Here is a 14708-nt window from a genome sequence, read left to right as displayed (position 1 = left end):
GACCACGACCATGACGAACCCGCTACCGCTGCCCACCGAGGAGGAGCAGGCCCGACGCCGCTCCCGCTACGGCCGGCACTTGCGCGCCCACCCCGTGCGACAGACCCAAGTGCCGTCCGCGTTCGCCGACCTCCCCGACTTCCGGCGCCTCGCCGAGGAGCGGGAGCACCTGATCCAAGCCGAGGCCCGGATCCGCAACGAGGCCGAGGCCCGCAGGCGCCGCATGGACGCCGCGAACGCCGAGCGCGCTGAGGCTGTCCGAGCCGCGATGCTCGATCCGAGTAAGCCGGTGCCGCCGCCTGTGGACGAGGAGCCGTGGCCGTGGCCCGCCTACCCGCAGCACGTGTTCGACGACCTCCACTCGCTCCTGGAGGCCACCGAGCTCGGGATGCTCGAGGAACAGCACGACGCCCTGGCCGCACACCTGGAGGCCGAGGCTGAGCCGATCCGCCGGAAGGTCGACAAGCTCCGCGAGCAGCTTGCCGACGAGGAGGCACGGCTCATTCCGTACGAGCGCGCCGGCGAGGATCTCGCCCTGCTCCGCACCAACGCCGCGCGCCGCGGCGGCGCCACAACGACCGGAGGCGGGCGGACCGTCAACGCCTCTCCTGTGCGCGCTCGGGGGTTGGAGAGGTACACCGCCGAGTACGAGGCCCTCCGGGCCCAGACGCCACGCCGCCGCTCGCGCCGCTGAGCGCGCGGGATGCACCGTGATCGGGGATCCGCGAAGCGCGCCCGGAACCGCCTGAGCGCTCGTGAAGCCCGTCACAATCTTCGGCGAGGATGCTGGACAGGCTGGCGAAATCGGCTACCGTAAACGGCAGACGCCGCCGCCCCGAGCCTCGCGGAGCAGTTTCCTTAAGCAAGAACAACTCCGGCTCGCGGGCGGCGGCGCCAGTCTATTTACGCCAGGCGGCTAGCCCCGCAGGCGTTCAGCCAGTGCGAGCACGAAGTCCCGCTGGGTCTCGTCCATCACCTGCAGGTCATCCGCGGTCAGTCGGACGCTCAAGGTGAAGGAGACGATTGCCTCGGTGTCGACGACGCCGGCCGGGCGGCCGCGGCTCTCGTCGGCAGTAGTGAGCTGCGGGGGCGTCATCTCCTCGGCCACGTCGTCGGCGTCGGAGTTCGACTCCCCATCACTGACGACAACGCTCTCCGCCGAGTCCTCGCCCGGCTCTGCCGGCGCGTCGCGATCGGCGCGGAGCCGCAGGTAGTCGTCCTCGATAACGATGAGGCCGACCCACTCCAGCCACTGGAGGATCATGGTGAGCTGCGGGACGTGGTTGGTCGCGCCAGCGGCCTTTGCGAGCTCGAGGAGCGCCAGCGAGTCCCGGATGGAATGACCGCTCGCGAGCATCGGCTCGAGCACCTCCCAGAACCAGCTCTTCGCCACCTCGGCACGCATCTTGGCCGCGGCGTCGTACTGCGCCGTGGAGTCGACCGTGATGTGCTGGTTCCACGCGATGGTGCCCGGGCTGGCGGTGTACTCGCCGCGGGCGTCGGCGAGCTCGAACCAGCCGGCGGACCGGAAGAACCTTGCGATTAGGCCGCCGGTGTCCCCCTTGAGCCCGATCGCGGCTGACATGGCGTTGGAGTTCGAGCCCCGTCGGGTGTTGCCGCTCGTGATCGCGACGTTCTTGAGGACGGCGAGCTGGTTCTCGAAGCTGAGTCGGTCGGTCGGGATCGGCTTCGTGGCGCGCGCCTTCTTGGGGGCGCGGACGTTCCTAGTAGGTCCGTTTCCGTTGTCACCACCGGCCGCGTCGGACGTGGCAGGGTAGCCATGGTCGGCGATGTCGTCGCCGGCCTCGAACCGAGCGTGGCTGTCCTGCACGGAGTGCAGTTGGGTCGTGCTAGTCATGCCGATCTCCTGATCGAGTCGCAACTCCCTCGACCTCGGATGATCGAGAGCAGTTTTCCTTAAGCGAGGCTCAGCCTAACACCAGTCGCAGGCCGGGAGTCGCAGGCGCCGACGGGATCTGTGGATCTCGACGTCAAGAAATGTTGCCCTGAGGTCATCGAACTGCTGTGCAAGAGGCCAGTTCAGAAGGGGTTTACCAAGGTTTCTTGGGGCAATTCGGCCAGATCTGGGCTAGGTCCGCACATTTCCCGGCCATCAGGTGAGCACGAGTTTCGCCCTCGGCGAACACGGATGCCCCGGCGTGTCGGGAACGGCGTGCGGCATCTGCTAGCCGACCTGCAGCCTGTCGGCGACGAGCTCAAGCGCGGCCATCGCGCGCTCCGTGCGCACGTGCTGCTGGCCGCGCGTCGTCAGGATCGAGCTGTGGCCCATGATCGCAACGATCACCGTCCCGGGGTCGATACCGCGGGACGCGGAGGACCCCACGACGACCGTGAACGGTAAGACGGTCAACGCCTCGCCTGTGCGTGCCCGCGGGCTGGAGCGGGACGACGCGGAGTACGTCGCGCGCTCCGGGCTGAGCCGCCACGTCGGCGCGTACGGCGCTGAGGCGCCCGTGTCCTGATCGCTGAAAAGCGTTCGGAGGTCGGCGTGCGGTGAGCGGCATGGATCTGATGGTGACCGTGAGCCTCGACATGGACGATCCAGAGTCGGGGCTAGATGTCTTTGCTGCCGCTCTCCCGGCTGCTTCCGGGGCCGCCTACGCGCTCGGCGACCGTTGGATGGACGTCACTCTCACCGCTATGTCGATCGATGCGGGACGGGCGCTGTGCGCCAGAGCCGCGAGCGCGGCCGGACTGCCCTGGACCGTTCGTAAGGTTATCGCCGAGCCGCACGTAGCTCACCGCGGCTGAGGAAGGTCTTCGCTGAGGGGCGGACGGGACGCGGTTCGTGGCCGGTCCGGCGGCGCGCTTTGGCATTTCAGTCGGAGGGTGCCGTTACCTTCGGTCTGTGCTGAGGACGACGGATGCGGCAACTAGCCCAAGCGGTGAGTCATTCCGGCCGATCCAGTATCTCGGGAGCAAGTGGCGTCTCTTGGATGCGATCGAAGCGCAGGTTAACCCGCTGCGAACCACTGGGCGCCCGACGGCGTGCGACTTGTTCGCGGGCACCGGCGTGGTAGCTGACCGGTTGGCGAGGAGTGGGCCCGTCCTCGCGGCGGACATTCAGGAGTACAGCCGAGTTCTGACGTCAGCGCAGTTACGACCACACGCACTCACGGCGGGCCGGATGTCGCACATCTGCGAGGCGGTTGACGATGCACTCCAAGGTCTGCGCAGCGACGCGTTCGACGCCCTGGTTGCTGAGGAGGAGCGCCTGCTGGCGGGTCACGACGACGTCGCGCTGTGCGACTTGGTCGAAGGTGGCTCGATCGCGAGCTGGACTTGGTCCGGAGGGCATCAGAGCCCAACCGACAGCCTTGGCTTCCTGCTGACGGACGCTGCCAAGGCCCTGCGCAACAGCCGGTACGCCGCTATCACCGAGCATTACGGCGGTGTGTACTTCTCCTATCAGCAGGCCGCCACCCTTGACGCCCTGTGCGTGGTTGCTCATGGCGCGGCGTCAGATGAGAAAGACACAATCCTGGCGGCCATCCTCAGCACGGCGAGTGAGCTAGTTGCGAGCGTGGGGGGTCATTTCGCACAGCCGGTCCGGGTTCGAACCGCCGCCGGTGCTGTTAAGACAAACTCCGTAGCAGCAGTTCGCAGGAGCCGAAGCCAGCAAGCACTACCGGTGTTCATGCGTTGGCTCTCGAAGTGGAGCTTTCGGCAGCCGGCAGCTCATCCCGCCGTGGCGGTGCGGGCCGACTTCCGGGACGTCCTCGGGAATCTGCCGCTTGACGTGGGTGTGGTTTACGCCGATCCCCCCTACACACGTGACCACTACAGCCGCTTCTACCACGTCCTCGAGACCATTGCTATTGGGGATCAGCCAGGTCTTACCACCGTCCGGCTCGGTGGGCGCGAAGTTCCAAGCCGAGGGCTCTACAGGCAGGAACGGCATCAATCTCCTTTCAGTATCGTCCGGTCGGCGCCGCTGGCCCTCGCTCAGCTCTGCGGCGAACTGAAGCAACGGGACCTTCCACTTGTTCTGAGTTATTCACCCATCCCCGAGACCGAGAAACCTCGTCAGAGAGTGATGACCATGGGCGTGCTACTGCGCGTTCTGGAAGAAACTTTCGACCATGTCGAGGTCTTGCCCATCGCTGGCATCTCACACTCCAAGTTCAATGCACGCCATGTAAACGCCTCCCCGGCCGAGCAGGCAGAGGTACTTGTCGTGTGTCGTCCGTAAGGCTTACGCATCTGGCTCTGGCGCCGACAAGAGCGGGCACTCGGGCCAAGCCGCGGCAAGTTGATCGCGTGTGACCTCAACTCGACGTCCCTGATTCCCGCGCGGCGTCCAGAGTGAATTCAACAACTCGTCGAGTTGCGCATAGCCGCTCTCTCCAGGCAGCCGATAGAGGTAGAGGTATGCACCGCTCTGAAGGTGAAGGAAGACGCCCACCGGCGGCCGGGTACCAGAGTGCGGAACCCCGGCGGCGGCACCCAACTCGAAGTAATAGTTCCGGCTAGCCGGCTTGAACTTGCCTTGCCGACTTTCAAGTTCGCCCAGACTTCCGTCTTCCGCGACGTGGTATAGAAGGACCTCGTTCTCGCCGCCACCCATTTGGAAGAAGCTCTCGAAGATCGCTTGGCTGAAGTTCGCTTGGCTGAATAGCGAGTTGCCCAGTCGATCCTTTCGATTCTTGGGGATCTCTGCGACCAGGCAGTCGGTTCCGGAAGCTGCCTTCGATTCGTCGGGATCGGGTTTAGTCGGAGCCGCCTTCTTCAAGGCCCCCTCGTAACCAACGTTGCCTGCAACTGCTTCGGCCACTCTCGGATCCGAGAGGTCAAGGATGTATTCCTTGTGCTGCTCAATCCATGTCGAGATCTGTGTCTCTAGTTCGTCAGCGGCTGTTCCCACGACGACAAGAGTCGTGAAGACCTCCCAGTTAGCCTGCAGCCCGCCGCGGGTTAGGTTCGCTGATCCGACGATCAGACGCAGTTCTTCGCCGGCACGGAACCACGCCATTTTCGGGTGGAACAAAGACGCTTGACCGTGCACAAACGCCTTGACGGTAAGTAACGGCCAGTCAGTCTGTTGCTCCTCCAGCGTTGCGATCGCTTTCGGATCGGTGATCGTGTCGGTGCCGACCAGCAACTCAAATGGGCTGTTCTTGAGGAAGGGCTCGAAACCGGGGTTGTCCAGCAAAGCCCTTGCCCCGTGCACGTTGGACCACGCAAAGATGGCGCCTCCGCTGGACGCTTCGGCTGCCGCCCCCAGCAATGCCGTCAACAACGACGTCTCATCGCCGCCCGGCTCTTGGAAGTGAAGAACGGAGGACATGCGGGTATCTCCTAGCCTCGGGCGACAGCGCGGCGTTGCCTGGCAGGCAGCGTCGCATGTCCCCTGTATCTTCAGCGTCATGCTTGCCGACGTGTCGCCCGAAGTTGCCAGCGGCCAAGGCTCGCCCAGAGCATCGATCCCGACCCTCCGGACGTCTCGAGCGCGGGTGAAGGCTGCAGATGTCCGCCTTCCTGAGCTGACGTGGCCCGGCAAGTCGAGTGGAGATCTGGCTCACCCCGGAGGCGCTCAGGCGGCAACACTGGTCGCGAGGGGTGACGGGGCGGACCTCGACGGGAACCTGCTGGTCCATGGTGACAACCTGACTGTGCTCGCGGCTATCGTCGAAGGCGGCCCGACCTGGCAGGCGACGCAGGGCGAGGTGAAACTGGCCTACCTTGACCCGCCGTTCAACACCGGGGCTCGGTTCGGGCACTACGACGATGCAGTCCACACAGCCGACTGGCTTGAGGCGTTGCAGGCGCGCCTGATCCTGATCAAGAAGCTGTTGCACAGAAACGGGAGCGTCTGGCTGCACCTTGACGACAGCGAGCAGCACCACGGGCGCTGTTTAATGGATGAGGTCTTTGGGGCGGACTCCTTCGTCGCGACGGTCATATGGCAGCGCAGGACGTCCCGTGACAACCGAAAGGCTTTCAGCGCTTCGCACGATTACGTGCATGTGTATGCGCCCAGCGGTCACAAGCACTGGAAGAGCGTCCGGAACGGGCTCGCGAACACCGGCGGCTTTTCGAACCCGGACAATGATCCGCGAGGACCTTGGAGGTCGGTGCCTCTTAGCGCCCAAGCTGGTCACGGGACCGCGAGTCAGTTTTATGCGATTACAACTCCGACTGGGGTCGTGCATGACCCGCCCGCGGGGAGGTGCTGGACCTATACCGCTCCTCGATTCGAGGAGTTGGTTCGCGCGGGGCGCGTCTACTGGCCCAAAGGCGGCGACGGCCGTCCGCGACTGAAGCGGTATGAGGACGAGGTTGAAGATCTCGCCCCGTCGACCTTGTGGTTGGCCAGCGAGGTCGGTGACACCGCCGCAGCGAAGAAGGAACTGCTCAGGACGGTTGGGGGCAAGACGCCGTTCGACACACCTAAGCCGGAAAGCCTGATGGAGCGCATCATCGAAGTGGCGACTGACCCCGGCGACTTGGTGCTCGACCCATACGCCGGCTCGGGAACAACCGCTGTGGTGGCTAGCAGGCTAAATCGGCGGTGGATAGCGATCGAGGCGCAGGAAGCCACATTGAGTGGGTGTGCGATCCCGCGGCTGCGGGCACAGCAAGGGTCTTTTGCGAGCGACGGTCCGAGTTTTTCAGTTCTGTCGGTGCCGCCCGTCGGAGACTCCGCCGACGCTGTGTGAGCCTTCAGGGGCTTGATCGAACTCTGTCGGCGACGAGGGAAGGCGCCGGCGCCCACAAACCGGCACCGTCCAGGCGCCCGCCAAAACAACCGGATAGACCTTCGCCAAGCGAGGTCGCGTGTGGCGGCGCACGCATGTCGACAGCGAGCAGGGACCTGGCGAAGTGAAGCTCGCAAGTCCGCCCACCACCTCCAGCAGAGGACCGTTCCGCGTGCCCGCCGGCGCATCCCGATCCGAGAGGACGCTAGATGAGCGGGACCCATTCCTCGATGTACGCCTTGAGAGTGGGCGCCCCGTCGACCCAGTCCGCCCGGAGGACGTCGTCCTCGGACAGGCCGCGGTCGGCGACGGCCGAACGCAACCACGGAGGGTCGCCGAAGTTCTCTCCGAGGACGACCGCTTTGAGGCTGTTGCCGTAGGGGAGATCGAGGGGCTCTAGCGCGATGGCGCTTGTCGGGTCCCAAAGAAGGACGAGGATGCGGACTTCGTCCTCGGACTGCCAATCGGTGTTCTTGGAGAAGTACAGGTCCGCGATCCGGTTCCCGTCGGAGGTCAGATCGTCCAGTGCCGACTGGATTGCGGCGACGTCCGTGAACGCGCCGGTCAGCGGCAACCGCAGCGGCTTGTCGGCGTAGCGCACAGAGTTGATCGAGAAGACGTCTCCGTCCCCGATCTTTCGGGCGCTGTCCACAGCCCGAACCAGCTCGGCCATGTCGAACACAAGGCAGGCGCCGCTGTGCTCGGCGGCGTACTGGTGCCACATCCGAGCCCGGGCCCAGCCGCGGTGGAACAGTGCATCTGGGTCAGCCCCGGGAAGCGGCTCTCGCTCCTTGGTGAAGCACGCAATGCGGGCGCCTAGACGCAGCAGGCGGTTCGGCTCATCAGCGACGGCGCCCTGCTCCGCGAGCATCGACCAATCGAGGTCGCCTTCGGGAACGACGAGGTCCCGCGCGACCCAGTCCTTGCGCTCGCGCGGGTCGTTCATCCGGTCCAGCGTGTTCAACCGGATGTTGCCGCTCGCCAAGATCGCCTCAAGAGAGGCCGCGCTCGCGTAGTGAAACAGAAGACCGTCGGCCCCAGCGCCGGCACCGGCCCGAACGTTGGGGTCCGCGAGGTAGTGGTTAATGGAGTACTCATCCAGCACGGCGCCGACCTTAGATCGCCTGGGGCCGCGTGTCCTCACATCGGCAATTGTTCGCAATCGGCAGTGAGGCTACAGCGCCGGGGTGTGCTACCTGGGGCCGACTGCAACGCCGCAAGACGCGGTTGAGCAATGCACGGCCGGTGCCCGAACAGCTCTCACGCCAATCTCACAGACAGCTCGACATCGGACAGCACGAGGAGTACTCGTTCCTCACCCAAACACGAGGCGACCGGGACGAAACAGCACGCTCTGACACTAGGCAGATGCTCATCCTCTGCCTACGGATCAGAAGGTTTGGGGTTCGAATCCCTACGGGCGCGCAGCGAGGTCAGCTCCAGAAGCCGGCGCCGGAACGGCGCCAGCTTCTTGCGCGTCAGGGATGCGCCGGCTTCTGGAGGTGCGCCGAGCAAGCGCCCGACCGCGAGCGAAGCGAGCGGGTCCGGGCGCGCAGATCCGATTCACCGCATGACCTGCGCAAACGGGTTCACGAGGGTCGCTTGCCAACTGGGCAGCGGCCCTCTTCCGTCCCAAAACCGGCCCAAGAACTCTCCGCTCCTTCGGTGTCGCGACGGGTCGTTTCAGGTCGCGTCCCCCCGAACTCGGGGCAGCGTCCTCCATGTCTCCCTCTGCGGAGATCACCCGGGGCGCGGGTTAAGAGCCTGGTCGCTCACCGTGGCCGGCGGCGTCACGTTCGGGGACGGCCGGACTATCACGACCAAGCAGGCCGCTCCTATCCCGTTTGGGCACTTCGACGTGTGCGCGCCCTGAGAGCCGCGCGGAGAGCCGTGCCAATCTAGGGGTCGTGAGGTTGGCGGGCCTTCGTGTTGCCATCGTGGGCTCTACACCGCGGGTCAAGAGCGCCCAGCTCGTGATACGCGGGATGGCAGGTACATTCCCGAACGGTCACCCCTGGCTGCTCTGATTGATTGAATCGGAGCCAGCATCGCTTCAGTTCCAAGGATCGCGTTCCTCCCGTCGGCTGCACTTTCGGATCCGTTGGGACCGGTGGAGGTCGAGCCTGATGCGGCGGGTGTCCTTCTCGCCGAGCGCTGGGCATGACCATCTACCGCTTCTTCCACGTGTTCAATCGAGTCGAGCGTCGACGGTCGCCTGTGTCGACGTGAAGTCGGCCACCGGCGATGTCGTGGTGGTTCTCTGCGGGCTGAGTTGGCGGTGCCCCTCAGCGGGCGTAGCTGATATCGAGCTCGCCGGCCGCGTACTGCTGACGCAGGGTCTTCTTGTCGAACTTGCCCACGCTTGTCTTGGGGACCTCGGTGACGAAGGTCCAGCGCTCGGGTAGCTGCCACTTGGCCCAACGGAGCGCGAGGTGGGCGCGCAGAGCCTCGATGTCGCCTTGCGCGCCGTCGCGGAGGACGACGGCGACGCACGGGCGTTCGTCCCACTTGTCGTCGGGGACTCCGAAGACAGCGGCCTCGGCGACGTCGGGGTGGGCCATGACGTCGTTCTCCACCTCGACCGAGGAGATCCACTCGCCGCCGGACTTGATGACGTCCTTGGCGCGGTCGACGATGGTGAGGTAGCCGTCGGGCGTGATCTTGCCGATGTCGCCGGTGCGCAACCAACCGTCGTCGAAGTGGTCGAGGTCAGCCGGCCCGCCGGTCGGGGAGTAGTACGAGCCGGTGATCCACGGGCCGCGCACCTGGACCTCGCCGAGAGCCTCGCCATCGTGGGGTACGACCTGGCCAGCGTCATCCACCAGTCGGTGCTGCACCAGGGGCGGGAACTGCCCCTGCGTCACGCGGTAGCGCCAGGCGTCCTCGCCCGACGCCCAGGCCGGAGGGTGCGCCACCGAGCCGAGCGCCGAGGTCTCGGTCATGCCCCAGCCGTGCAGGATCTTGACGCCGTGCTTCTCCTCGAACGCCCGCATCATCGCCGGAGGCACGGCGGAGCCACCGACGACTGCCTCGCGCAGGTGGCTGATGTCCTGCGGGTGCTCCTCGAGGCGAGCGAGGAGCCCGGCCCAGATCGTCGGGACGGCCGCGGCGCAGGTGGGCCGCCCGGCCGCCATGAGCTCCAGCAGGGGCTCGGGCTGCAGGAACTGGTCCGGCATCAGGAGGGATGCGCCCGACACGAGCGCGGCGAACGGCAGGCTCCAGGCGTTGACGTGGAACATCGGCACGATGGCCAGGCAGGTGTCTCGGGGGGACAGGCTCATCGCTGCAGGCGTCGTCACGTGCATGGCGTGCAGGAAGAGCGAGCGGTGGGAGTACACCACTCCCTTGGGGTCGCCGGTGGTGCCGGAGGTGTAGCACATCGCGGCCGCGGAGCGCTCGTCGATCACCGGGAAGTCGAACGAGGTCGGCTGCGCCGCGAGCAGCTCCTCGTAGGCGTGCACCTCGACGCCGGGAGGTACCGCGAGCGCGTCGGTGTCGCCGCTCACGACGACCACGTGGCGGACCGTGCGCATCCCGGGGAGCAGCGGCGCCAGGACCGGGACGAGGGACCCGTCCACGAAGAGCACGCGGTCCTCGGCGTGGTTGGCGATGAACGTCACCTGCTCGGGGAACAGGCGGATGTTGAGGGCGTGGAGCACGGCACCCATCGCCGGCACCGCGCTGTAGATCTCCAAGTGCTCGTTGTTGTTCCACATGAACGTGGCGACCCGGTCGAACGGACCGACCCCGAGGTCCCGGAGCGCGCCGGCGACCTGGGCGGCCCGCTCGCCGAGCTCGGCGTACGTGCGGGTCCGGGTCCCGGAGCCGGTCCAGGTGGTGACGGTCGAGGGCGCGTGCATCTGCGCTGCGTGCTGCAGCAGGCGGCTCAGCGAGAGTGGCTCGTCTTGCATCGTGCTCAACATCGCGGTGCTTCCTTCTCATTGACGGTCGGCGGGCTCCAGCCGTACCGTGATCATATGATCAAGTCGCATGACTGTATAGATCACCACGACATCGTGATCGTGGGAGCCGGACTGTCGGGGATCGCGGCCGCGGTCGAGCTGCGGCGAGAGCACCCCGAGCGCACCTTCGTGATGCTCGACCAGCGCGACGACCTCGGCGGCACCTGGGACCTGTTCCGCTACCCCGGCATCCGGTCCGACAGCGACATGTTCACGCTGGGCTACGCGTTCAAGCCGTGGACGCAGGAGAAGGCCATCGCCTCGGGGGAGGCGATCCTCGACTACCTCCGCGAGACCGTCGCGGACCACGACCTCCAGCCCCACCTGCGGCTGGGGCGGCGGGTGCGCCGCGTCGAGTGGTCCAGCGAGTCGAGCACCTGGACGGTGCACGTCGACGGCCCGGACGGGGTCGAGACCTACGACTGCTCCTTCCTCTACCTGGCCGCCGGCTACTACGACAACGACGGGCACCTGCCGGACTTCCCGGGCGTCGAGAGCTTCGAGGGGCTCCTGGTCCACCCGCAGGAGTGGCCTGCGGACCTCGACTGCGCCGGTCGTCGCGTGGCGGTGATCGGGTCCGGCGCGACCGCCATCACGCTGGTGCCCGCGCTGGCCGAGACCGCCGAGAAGGTCTTCATGGTGCAGCGGTCCCCGTCGTACGTCGCCATCGACTCCGACGTCGACGAGGAGGCCGAGCGGCTGCGCCACGAGCTCGGCGACCGGGCGGCCTTCGAGCTGGTCCGGGAGAGGAACCTCCGCAACCAGCAGGAGCGCTACCACGCCGCGCGCACGCACCCCGAGGACTTCAAGAAGCCGCTGTTCGACGCGATCGAGGAGATCGTCGGCCGGGAGGTCCGTGAGCGCCACTTCACGCCGAGCTACCAGCCGTGGGACCAGCGCCTGTGCCTGGTGCCGAACGGCGACCTCTTTCACGCCATCGCCGACGGCCGGGCCGAGGTGGTCACCGGGCACATCGCCACCTTCACGGCCCACGGCCTGCGGATGGAGTCCGGCGAGGAGATCGAGGCCGACGTGGTCGTCGCCGCGACCGGCCTCAAGCTGGTCACCTTCGGGAAGATCGACGTGCACGTCGACGGCGAGCGGATCGACCTCGCGCACTGCTTCACCTACAAGGGAGTGGCGTTCAGCGGTGTGCCGAACCTCGTCACCGCGTTCGGCTACCTCAACTCCTCCTGGACGCTGCGCCTGGAGCTCGTCAACAGGTTCTGGAGCGCCCTGCTGCGCCGGATGGACGAGGTCGGCACGACGCAGGTCGTGCCGGCCCTCTCGGACGAGGAGGCGTCGATGGAGCGCCGCCCGTGGCTGACCGACGTGACCTCGGGCTACCTCGTGCGCCACATGGCCGAGATGCCTGCGCAGGGCGACCACGCTCCATGGATCAACCCGCAGGTCCACGAGCAGACCAAGGCGCTGCTGAGCGACCTCGACGACGGCACCCTGCAGTTCCGGTGAACGAACGAAGGACGCCCGGGCCCGCGTGAGCGGGTCCGGGCGTCCTTCGTCGTGGTGCGCCTGTCGGTCTCAGTACTTGATGACCGACCGGATGCCGACCCCCTGCTTCATCTCCTCGTACCCGTCGTTGATCTCGTCCAGGCTGATCACCCGGGTCACCAGCGAGTCGAGGTCGATGCGGTCGTCCATGTAGTGGTCGACCAGCTGCGGGAAGTCGATCGCTGGCCGGCTCGAGCCGTAGTTCGAGCCGATGAGCTTGAGCTCGGAGTCCGACATCACGAACGGGTCGATCGTGATCGTCAGGCCGTCGGCCACCTGGCCGGCGACGACGGCACGGCCGCCGCGGGCAAGGGAGGCGTAGGCGGCCTCGATGGTCTTCGGCAGGCCGATCGCCTCGATGGCGACCTCGACCCCGCGCCCGTCCGTGAGCTGCGCGACGCGCTCGGAGAGGTCCTCCGTGGACGTGTTGACGACCTCGGTGGCACCGAAGTGACGAGCCTGCTCGAGCCGCGCGTCGGCGATGTCGACGGCGATGATCCGACGCGCGCCGACCAGGCGGGCGCCCTGGATCGCGTTGAGGCCCACGCCGCCGCAGCCGAGCACCAGCACGGTCTCGTCCGGACGGACGTTCGCGGTGTTGATCGCCGCTCCGACACCGGTGGTGACGGCGCAGCCGACCAGGGAGGCCTGTTCGAACGGCGCGTCCTGACGGACCGGGACGGCGCCCGACTCGGGCACCATCGCGTACTCCCCGAAGGTGCCGGCACCGGCGAAGCTGTAGACCTCCTCGCCGTCCAGGGTGCTGATGCGGGTCTTCCCGTCGAACGACAGGTGGTTGGCGGAGTGCTCGGCGACCTTGTCGCAGAGGACGGGTCGACCGCTCACGCAGTAGCGGCACCGGCGACACGGGGGCGTCCAGGTCAGGATGACGTGGTCGCCCACGGAGACGCCGGTGACGCCCTCGCCGATCGCCTCGACGACACCAGCACCCTCGTGGCCGAGGATCATCGGGGTGGGCACCTCCCACTCGCCGACGATCACGTGCAGGTCGCTGTGGCAGAGCCCGCTTGCCCTCATGCGGACGAGCACGTCACCCGGTGGGGGAGTCGACGGGATCGAGACGGTCTCGATGGTCATCGGCTCGTTGGGGGCCCGGAAGACGGCGGCCTTGAATTCGATGGTCATGTCAGTTGTCCTTCACTTGGTGACGCGGATCAGCTTCTTGTTGGCGAACTCGTCGATCCCGTATCGCCCGAGCTCACGGCCGAAGCCGGAGCGCTTGATGCCGCCGAAGGGCAGCTCGACGCCGTCGAGGCCGACGCCGTTGACGAAGACCATGCCTGCCTCGATCTTGTCCGCGACGCGCATCGCCTGCTCGGAGTCGGTCGTGAAGACGTACGAGCCCAGCCCGAAGGAGGTGTCGTTCGCCAGTGCGACGGCCTCGTCCTCCGACGATGCCCGGTAGACCGTCGCCACCGGGCCGAAGAGCTCCTCGCGGGCCGACGGAGATTTCGGCGACAGGCCGGAGAGGACACCGGGCGGGAAGTAGGCGCCCTCGCGGCGGCCCTCGGTCGCCAGCGTCGCTCCGTCGGCGACCGCGCGCTGGACCTGCGCCTCGAGACGCTCGGCAGCCGCCACCGACGACAGCGGGGCGAGGCCCTCGGCGCGGGCGAGGACGCCCTTCGTGAAGCCCTCGAGGAACGGCTCGTAGAGGTCGTCGGCGACGATGAACCGCTTGCCGGCGTTGCAGGCCTGGCCGGTGTTCTCGAGCCGTGCGTCGAGGGCGGCCTCGATCGTCGCGTCGAGATCGTCCGTCGACAGCACGACGAACGGGTCCGACCCACCGAGCTCGAGGACGACCTTCTTCAGGTTCCGGCCCGCGATCTCGGCGATCACCGCTCCCGCGCGCTCGGAGCCGGTGAACGAGACCGCCTGCACGCGCGGGTCGGCGATCATGTCGGCGACCTGCTCGTTGCTGGCGTAGACGTTGGCGTAGGCGCCCTCGGGGAAGCCGGCGTCGGAGAAAACCTGCGCCAGGGCAGCGGCCGACTCCGGGCACTGCGGAGCGTGCTTGAGGGCGATCGTGTTGCCCAGCACGAGGTTCGGGGCCGCGAAACGCGCCACCTGGTAGTAGGGGTAGTTCCACGGCATGACGCCCAGGAGCGCGCCGATCGCCTGGCGGCGGACCAGGGCGTGACCCTCGCCGTCGAGCAGCTCGATCGGCTCGTCGGCGAGGAACCTCTCGGCGTTGTCGGCGTAGTACGCATAGATCGCGGCGCAGAACTCGACCTCGCCGGCGGCCTGGTCGACCGGCTTGCCCATCTCGCGGTTGATGATCGCCGCGAGCTCGTCGACCCGCTCGTTGTGCAGGTCGGCGACCTTGTGCAGGAGCGCGGCCCGCTCCGCGACGGTGGTGTTGCGGGACCACTCGCGGTAGGCCCGGGCGACCGAGTCGAGTGCTGCGTCGATGGCCTCGTCGGTCGCGGTGGGGTACTCCGCGGCGACCTCGCCGGTCGCCGGGTCGACCACGGTGTAGAGGTTGGTCGTCATGTCG

General features: G+C 67.0%; 12 protein-coding genes and 1 pseudogene. 7 read left to right on the top strand and 6 right to left on the bottom strand.

From position 1 onward, the window contains the following. Positions 1-10: 10 nt before the first annotated feature. The gene (locus F0U47_RS10610; RefSeq protein WP_149750351.1) at positions 11-694 is read left to right on the top strand and encodes a hypothetical protein; all 684 of its coding nucleotides are present in this window, start codon (positions 11-13) and stop codon (positions 692-694) included. A gap of 222 nt (positions 695-916) precedes the next feature. On the opposite strand, the gene F0U47_RS10605 is transcribed toward F0U47_RS10610, so the two are convergent. Continuing rightward, on the bottom strand, positions 917-1858 hold the full coding sequence (locus tag F0U47_RS10605) for a hypothetical protein (protein WP_149750350.1): 942 nt from the start codon (positions 1856-1858) through the stop codon (positions 917-919). A gap of 430 nt (positions 1859-2288) precedes the next feature. On the opposite strand from F0U47_RS10605, the gene F0U47_RS10600 reads away from it, so the two are divergent. The 4 genes and pseudogenes from F0U47_RS10600 to F0U47_RS10590 all read left to right on the top strand — a co-directional run bounded on the left by F0U47_RS10600 (position 2289) and on the right by F0U47_RS10590 (position 4213). After that, entirely contained in the window at positions 2289-2483 is a 195-nt protein-coding gene (locus F0U47_RS10600) for a hypothetical protein (protein WP_149750348.1), read from the top strand. Between the two features lie 40 nt (positions 2484-2523). Then, complete coding sequence (locus tag F0U47_RS10595; protein ID WP_149750347.1) at positions 2524-2772, top strand: hypothetical protein; 249 nt, start codon at positions 2524-2526, stop codon at positions 2770-2772. A gap of 37 nt (positions 2773-2809) precedes the next feature. Further along, positions 2810-3115 (top strand): annotated as a pseudogene (locus F0U47_RS22110) (DNA adenine methylase); the annotation flags it as partial. Positions 3116-3148: 33 nt separating this feature from the next. Then, positions 3149-4213: a DNA adenine methylase gene (locus tag F0U47_RS10590; RefSeq protein WP_246159554.1), complete on the top strand. Its 1065-nt coding sequence runs from the start codon at positions 3149-3151 to the stop codon at positions 4211-4213. 3 nt (positions 4214-4216) lie between these two features. Here the strand turns inward: F0U47_RS10590 and F0U47_RS10585 are convergent, their stop codons facing one another. Continuing rightward, positions 4217-5308 (bottom strand): phospholipase D family protein, encoded by a 1092-nt coding sequence (locus F0U47_RS10585; protein WP_188111272.1) that lies wholly within the window; start codon positions 5306-5308, stop codon positions 4217-4219. A 79-nt stretch (positions 5309-5387) separates the two neighbouring features. On the opposite strand from F0U47_RS10585, the gene F0U47_RS10580 reads away from it, so the two are divergent. Further along, positions 5388-6680 carry a site-specific DNA-methyltransferase gene (locus F0U47_RS10580; protein WP_188111271.1) on the top strand — a complete coding sequence of 431 codons (1293 nt, stop codon included), beginning with the start codon at positions 5388-5390 and terminating at the stop codon, positions 6678-6680. A 244-nt stretch (positions 6681-6924) separates the two neighbouring features. Here F0U47_RS10580 and F0U47_RS10575 read toward each other — a convergent pair whose 3' ends face one another. After that, complete coding sequence (locus tag F0U47_RS10575; protein WP_149750339.1) at positions 6925-7824, bottom strand: DUF2971 domain-containing protein; 900 nt, start codon at positions 7822-7824, stop codon at positions 6925-6927. 1180 nt (positions 7825-9004) lie between these two features. Continuing rightward, positions 9005-10630 carry a long-chain fatty acid--CoA ligase gene (locus tag F0U47_RS10570; RefSeq protein WP_246159553.1) on the bottom strand — a complete coding sequence of 542 codons (1626 nt, stop codon included), beginning with the start codon at positions 10628-10630 and terminating at the stop codon, positions 9005-9007. Positions 10631-10696: 66 nt separating this feature from the next. On the opposite strand from F0U47_RS10570, the gene F0U47_RS10565 reads away from it, so the two are divergent. Next, a complete protein-coding gene (locus F0U47_RS10565) occupies positions 10697-12154 on the top strand; it encodes a flavin-containing monooxygenase (RefSeq protein ID WP_149750335.1) in 1458 nt (485 codons plus the stop codon). Positions 12155-12223: 69 nt separating this feature from the next. Here the strand turns inward: F0U47_RS10565 and F0U47_RS10560 are convergent, their stop codons facing one another. Together F0U47_RS10560 and F0U47_RS10555 are read right to left on the bottom strand one after the other, a co-directional pair. After that, positions 12224-13339, bottom strand: coding sequence for a Zn-dependent alcohol dehydrogenase (locus F0U47_RS10560; RefSeq protein ID WP_149750333.1), 1116 nt, complete (start codon positions 13337-13339; stop codon positions 12224-12226). Between the two features lie 12 nt (positions 13340-13351). Further along, on the bottom strand, positions 13352-14704 hold the full coding sequence (locus F0U47_RS10555) for an NAD-dependent succinate-semialdehyde dehydrogenase (protein WP_149750330.1): 1353 nt from the start codon (positions 14702-14704) through the stop codon (positions 13352-13354). Positions 14705-14708 lie beyond the last annotated feature (4 nt).

The sequence above is a fragment of the Nocardioides antri genome (assembly GCF_008373765.1).
Classification (GTDB): Bacteria; Actinomycetota; Actinomycetes; order Propionibacteriales; family Nocardioidaceae; genus Nocardioides; species Nocardioides antri.
This window is presented reverse-complemented; position numbering and strand designations above follow the sequence as displayed.

Coding starts and splice junctions, on each gene's coding strand:
- F0U47_RS10555 (WP_149750330.1), bottom strand. CDS start 14,704: ATGACGACCAACCTCTACACCGTGGTCGACCCGGCGACCGGCGAGGTC.
- F0U47_RS10600 (WP_149750348.1), top strand. CDS start 2,289: ATGATCGCAACGATCACCGTCCCGGGGTCGATACCGCGGGACGCGGAG.
- F0U47_RS10580 (WP_188111271.1), top strand. CDS start 5,388: ATGCTTGCCGACGTGTCGCCCGAAGTTGCCAGCGGCCAAGGCTCGCCC.
- F0U47_RS10570 (WP_246159553.1), bottom strand. CDS start 10,630: ATGCAAGACGAGCCACTCTCGCTGAGCCGCCTGCTGCAGCACGCAGCG.
- F0U47_RS10565 (WP_149750335.1), top strand. CDS start 10,697: ATGATCAAGTCGCATGACTGTATAGATCACCACGACATCGTGATCGTG.
- F0U47_RS10595 (WP_149750347.1), top strand. CDS start 2,524: ATGGATCTGATGGTGACCGTGAGCCTCGACATGGACGATCCAGAGTCG.
- F0U47_RS10590 (WP_246159554.1), top strand. CDS start 3,149: ATGTCGCACATCTGCGAGGCGGTTGACGATGCACTCCAAGGTCTGCGC.
- F0U47_RS10585 (WP_188111272.1), bottom strand. CDS start 5,308: ATGTCCTCCGTTCTTCACTTCCAAGAGCCGGGCGGCGATGAGACGTCG.
- F0U47_RS10605 (WP_149750350.1), bottom strand. CDS start 1,858: ATGACTAGCACGACCCAACTGCACTCCGTGCAGGACAGCCACGCTCGG.
- F0U47_RS10560 (WP_149750333.1), bottom strand. CDS start 13,339: ATGACCATCGAATTCAAGGCCGCCGTCTTCCGGGCCCCCAACGAGCCG.
- F0U47_RS10610 (WP_149750351.1), top strand. CDS start 11: ATGACGAACCCGCTACCGCTGCCCACCGAGGAGGAGCAGGCCCGACGC.